We start from the raw sequence: 203 nt of genomic DNA on the forward strand, positions 1-203 counted from the left end.
GGAGCGGGAGACGAGTCTCGAACTCGCGACCTCAACCTTGGCAAGGTTGCGCTCTACCAACTGAGCTACTCCCGCATATGTCCTGCATCTGCAGCGCTTCGCCGTACAACACGCTGCCAGAAAAATCTGGAGCGGGAGACGAGTCTCGAACTCGCGACCTCAACCTTGGCAAGGTTGCGCTCTACCAACTGAGCTACTCCCGC

At 58.6% G+C, this 203-nt stretch carries 2 tRNA genes; both read right to left on the reverse strand.

Annotated elements, in window-relative coordinates:
• Positions 1-2: 2 nt before the first annotated feature.
• Positions 3-75 (reverse strand) — tRNA-Gly (locus SB786_RS38085).
• A 52-nt stretch (positions 76-127) separates the two neighbouring features.
• A tRNA-Gly gene (locus SB786_RS38090) sits at positions 128-203 on the reverse strand.

This window comes from Burkholderia sp. SIMBA_062, assembly GCF_046534765.1.
Lineage (GTDB): Bacteria > Pseudomonadota > Gammaproteobacteria > Burkholderiales > Burkholderiaceae > Burkholderia > Burkholderia ambifaria.